General features: G+C 45.4%; 1 rRNA gene. It reads left to right on the top strand.

The features are described 5' to 3' along the window. Positions 1–95: 95 nt before the first annotated feature. Positions 96–205: ribosomal RNA gene (locus H3H36_RS26625) — 23S ribosomal RNA — on the top strand; the annotation flags it as partial.

Genomic DNA, 205 nt, shown 5'->3' with positions numbered 1-205 from the left:
ATGGGTAATGATTGTATGTATCAACAAACGCAACAACGTAGTACTTCTTATTTCTATAACCGCTCCTTGTTTAGTCGCAGGGGCTAAAGTTATAGGGACAAGTGAATAAGTGCACATGGTGGATGCCTTGGCGATTACAGGCGATGAAGGACGTAGTAGCTTGCGATAAGCTGCGGGGAGTGAGCAAACACACTTTGATCCGCAG

Origin of the sequence: Rugamonas fusca (assembly GCF_014042365.1) — a bacterium.
GTDB lineage: Bacteria > Pseudomonadota > Gammaproteobacteria > Burkholderiales > Burkholderiaceae_D > Rugamonas > Rugamonas fusca.
Note: the sequence above shows the minus strand (reverse complement) of the source record. Positions and strands in the feature narration are given on the sequence as shown.